This window comes from Bacteroidota bacterium (assembly GCA_016213405.1).
Classification (GTDB): Bacteria; Bacteroidota; Bacteroidia; order Palsa-948; family Palsa-948; genus Palsa-948.
The window spans coordinates 1-5,042 of record JACRAM010000123.1 but is presented as its reverse complement, the minus strand read 5'-3'; the positions used below and the strand labels follow the sequence as shown (position 1 = coordinate 5,042).

The following is a 5,042-nucleotide window of genomic DNA, read 5'->3' as shown; positions in this document are numbered from 1 at the left end:
CGAGGGGCGCGCCCCACATGAAAGGTAAGTTAACGGTTTATTATTACTTGATCAAGTTCACCTGCCCGTTGTAATAGTGTGATTTGCCAGAAAAATCGCGTAATTGGATTTTGTAAACATATACATCCTGCTGGGCGATTTGCGTCTGTAACTATAACATTCAATTTTGCTGCTGGTATAGCTGTAGCGGGACCAATAATAACATTGTCATCTTGACCTGTAGCAAGCGTGGCATTATGCTGTATGGTTGTGTTAGACCAAACTGTAAAGTTGGATGCATCGGTTTTTCCAATCACCACATCTTTATCGGATTGGTTATTAATCTTTAATCCGCCTATACCTTTGCTTTCAATAAATGAATTGGGAGAGTTGAATCCAACAGTTACTCCGTTTCCGTTTCCATCTTCGAATAATCCTTTTCCGAATACATGTAGTTTTTCTGTGGGGTCTGTTGTTCCGATTCCCACATTGCCAGTGTTGTTGGCATTTTCATTTGCCATCTTACCTCTTACATTTATTGTATTACCACTTTCTCCGTATAAACCTTATCTCCGCTTTGCACTTTTATAAAGTAAATGCCTTTGGGATGGGAACTCAAATCAATGGTTGATTGGTTGATTTGAAGATTTGAAGACTGATATATGCTCTGACCAAGCACATTTTTGATTTCAATTGAATTGATTATGCCTTTGCTGTTGACCGTTATTTTATCCCTTGCAGGGTTTGGAAATAAGGAGTATTGCATCAAATTATTTGCCTGTAAAGTTGACTTGCCTACTGAATAATTGGATTTGTCATTGCTTGTACGAACTTCTGGATTACCTATGCGAAGACCACTATTATCACAAGGAACAGTATGTGCATAAAATTCGCCTTCTGACACAAACTCACCTTCTAAAAGCACTTCGGTATTTGCCTGCATTTCTACATTCCCGGTTGGTGTGATGTTAAAATTAGTTCCTTGCGGCAAAGTAATATGGTCGTTAAAAAAATATTGCTGTTGAGATGTAATTATAGTTGCAGGAAGTGTTAAATCGGTAAGGCAAGGGATATAAAACAAATCAGTATAGGGAAGCAAAATTCCTGAATTTCTGTCATCAGTCCAAACGGATACTATTTTTCCATTACTTGCATCTACTCCGATATAATCACCAGCATAAGAAGTTTGAGGAGGCGGATCTCCAGACCAATCTACATCACTTACAGGAAAATCATTCCATGTCTGCCCACCATCATAGGAAATAGCAATGAAAGTTTGCACCCTATCATTATTAATAGAATTTCGGCTGTCATAGAAAGTAACCACTAAGGCGCCTGTAACTTCATCGCAGGCAATCCAGGGAAACCATTGCTCCCCAACCCCAGTTAAGTCTTGATCCACTTTGATGGGAACGCTCCAAGTATCTCCTTTGTCAGAGGATTTAATCATATAAATATCTGCATTGCCGGTATTGTTTCCGTTTGGTGGTGGTTCACCAACATTTGCCCATACAATATATATTTCACCAGTTTGCTGATTGACTGTCATACTGGGCCAACCATTATGACGCATATTGATATTATTTCCGAGTTGATTGTTTCTTATGCCTTTTATTCCATCAATAATTCTTCTTGAAGTTATACCAGGTGAAACTTCCCAACTTAATGGATTGCCTCCGTTTAAATTTCTTGTGAATCCTATTGCAGCTTCGTAAGAACCGGGATCACATTTAATTCCAGTTTTATCATAAACCGTCCATGCAACATATACTTCTCCCTGTTGACCTGTTTGAATATTCGCACCTTGATTAAAGCAGATTGCATTGACATCCTGGCTGATTGTGACAGGAGGAGACCAATTCATACCTCTGTCTGTTGAGCTAACAATTTCAATTTGCCATAAATCAGTAGTAAGAAAATTAGTCCATGCGCTATAAAGATAATTTTGATAAGGGCTTTTTAAACTATTATCTACCCACAAATGGTTTTTATCAAGTATTCCACATCCCATGTCATAATCACAAGGGTTAAAGTCATTACAAGTTCCAGAACTAAAAGGAACATAATTCCATGTTGCGCCATTGTCATCGGAATAAGCAATAGCTTGACCGCCAGTAGGTCTGTCAATATAATTAACGTACATTCTGCCTTGTTGGTCAATAACAGCAGCAGGATCTGCCCGTGAGTTAAGCAGGTTATTATTTATTCCTGTCCATGTTTGTCCTCCATCAGCGGAAACATAAGCGGCAACCCGTTTAATCATCTCACCAAGATTACAAGTACCGTTATTATTAGCATCTACAAAATAAAAATTATTGTGCGCTGTTAAAATAATATCAGGATTAGTTGGATGAATAAAAACAGAATTTTCTGATAACGCATCCTGTGGTGTGGGACCTGGCCCTGCCGGCCATATTAATATATCAGACGAATTATTGACAGTTGTAACCGGAATTTCTTTTGTATTTACGGATTGATTCGTTGTGTTAATTGTATTTTGTTCTTCTGTGGTTCTCTGATTCTCCTCCGGAAAAACAGGTCTTGGATCAGAAAGAATAGATTTTTTCCATTCTTCATTATTATTTTGTGCCTGCGCAGAAAGCAGACACAGAGGAAACAGAACAGACACAATAAAAATATTCTTCATCGTTATTGATTTGTGATGGTAATTTTAATGATTGTGCCATTTGCACCAACAACATATCCTATATTAGAAATTGGAAAATGAATAGCGCTTAAAATATTTGTAGTGTTGGTGTTTAACTTCTTCCAGCTATTTCCGCCATCTGTTGAATACAAAAGAATACCATTTTCACCAGAAATAAAACCTTTGCTATTGCTTGCGAAATATACATCCTCAAAATAGTGTGTGCTGTCTAATGTGGTTTGACTCCAAGTATTGCCGCTATTTGTAGTTTTTAATAAAACACCCAAATATTGGCTATATGTCCCAACAACATATCCCGTTTGAATACTGGTAAAGAAAACAGATGTCCATGATAGATTTATGCCTGGATATAAATCTATCCAATTTGCCCCGCCATCGGTTGTTTTTATAATATTATTATTAACTCCACCGGAACCGCCTACAACAATACCAATATTATTCGTAAAATAAAGAGAAAAGCCATTTGTGGGAAATCCATATTTATCCAACCAAACCCAACTTTCTCCGCCATTGGTTGTTTTTAAAAATACAGGCAAAAAAGAATTCATATCAAATCCACAGCAGCCACAAGCATAACCTATGGTATCATTTATAAAAGATATATCATTGATGCCATCATAAAACCATGTGTTATTTTCTTTACGCAACCAAGTATTACCCCCATCAGTAGTTTTAAATATTGAACTTTTCCCACCAGCAAAGCCAATGTTTTGATCAATAAAATAAATAGTGTTAAATTGTAAAGTGTCTTGAATATTTAATTTTGACCAACTGTTTCCTCCATTGGCGGTTTTTAAAATAGTTCCCTTATTACCACATACATAACCCGTATTTGCATCGGTAAACCATACGGAATAAAAATCAATGGTTGAATCAAAGTAACTTACATTGTCAATTATTACAGTATCTGTTGCGATTGGAACAGGTGGTTCTGGTGATTCTGGAATGGCAACATCTTTTTCGCAGGAAGAAAAAAACCATGCTGCAAATAAAATCGACAACAGGTAATATATTTTCTTTTTCATTGGTATATTATTTTGATTGTAATAAGACATTCATTTTATTTTGCAAATCAGCAATTTGTTTCTTCATTTCGTTAAATTGTTTTTTAAGTTCTTCATTTTCATTTTTCAAAGATACATTTTCGCTTTTTATTTGCAAAATGTTTGCATCAATTTTTTTTATAGCATGATTGAATTTGAAGGAATATTTATAAAGCCGTTCAATTTTTCTCATTTGTAGTGAACTCATTTGTCCAAAATCAACTCCATTTGTTTCAACCTCTTTTCCAGAAGGAATTCCACTCAAATAACCAAACATTAAAACAAATTTTTCATCTTGTTGTAAACTATCAAGAGTTAAATGTTTGGTTAATTCATCGTCAGCCCAGTTCACTTCGGTTGCTACTAATTTCCTTGCAACGACTTTTCCATCAACAGAAAGTTTGTAATCCGTATGTATAGAGTTTGCCGGATCAGGAGTTTTATCCCCTATCTGAACTTGTCCATTATCTGAAAGAAATAAAAAGTTATTTCCCCCGCCATTCCCCGCAGATGAACCATCGCTTCCTGATGGTTTCCAAAAATTAAGACCTCCAGGTACGGCTGGATTGCCCGTTCCATGGTTTTGCCAATATTGTATTCCCCATTCTCCATATTGATTGGTAGCGGTCATTGCTTGTATAGTTGGTTGCTCACGCCCGAAAAACAAAGAGGTATTTCCATTGCCATCGTAAATGGAAACGCTTCCCTGAACTTCAAGCTGCATGTTGTTACCCGGTGTAGAAGTTCCAATTCCTACATTGCCTGCCGATGTTATTGTCATTCTCGGAAGATTGGCTGTACGAAAATTAAGAGCGAAAGTATTGGTTGTTCCGATAAACGGATTGCAATTCGCAGGAACAATATTTCCATCTGTTTTCCAAAACGCATTTAAACCGAAACATGAATTTGGGAAATCTTTCAACACGCCATTTGAATCCACTGCAAGAACTCTGTCGCCCGTACCCGATAAATTTGACAAGCGCAAATTCCCGCTCACTCCTACATTCCCCGCCACACTCAACCGCTCGCCTGCCGAAGGGGTGATGCCGATGCCCACTCCTTTGCCCGCACTGTCTTTTTGCAACACAAGCGCAACGGCAGTATCGGTGGTGGAAACTTCGGCATAACTTTTTGCGGTTTGTTTTTCAATCATGAGGGAATGATTTACGGCCACGCGGCTGAGGGCGTGAAGAGTGTCAATGATTAACTGGGAGGTTACGATGCTGCCGGAAGTTACTGTGCCGGAAGAAATATCTCCGCTGGCGGTGATGTTTCCGGCAACGCTTAACTGCCCGTTGCCCACCCTCGCGGTGTTTCCCATCATCACACTGTCGGCATCGAACATGATTTTT

General features: G+C 38.0%; 4 protein-coding genes. All 4 read right to left on the bottom strand.

Annotated features, from left to right (window positions below):
* Positions 1–29 precede the first annotated feature (29 nt).
* Positions 30–500, bottom strand: a complete 471-nt coding sequence (locus HY841_14835; protein MBI4932031.1) for a hypothetical protein — start codon at positions 498–500, stop codon at positions 30–32.
* A 14-nt stretch (positions 501–514) separates the two neighbouring features.
* The gene (locus tag HY841_14830) at positions 515–2,626 is read right to left on the bottom strand and encodes a T9SS type A sorting domain-containing protein (protein ID MBI4932030.1); all 2,112 of its coding nucleotides are present in this window, start codon (positions 2,624–2,626) and stop codon (positions 515–517) included.
* Positions 2,627–2,628: 2 nt separating this feature from the next.
* Positions 2,629–3,672: a hypothetical protein gene (locus HY841_14825; protein MBI4932029.1), complete on the bottom strand. Its 1,044-nt coding sequence runs from the start codon at positions 3,670–3,672 to the stop codon at positions 2,629–2,631.
* Positions 3,673–3,679: 7 nt separating this feature from the next.
* The coding region (locus tag HY841_14820) for a hypothetical protein (protein ID MBI4932028.1) at positions 3,680–5,042 on the bottom strand (1,363 nt) is incomplete at its 5' end.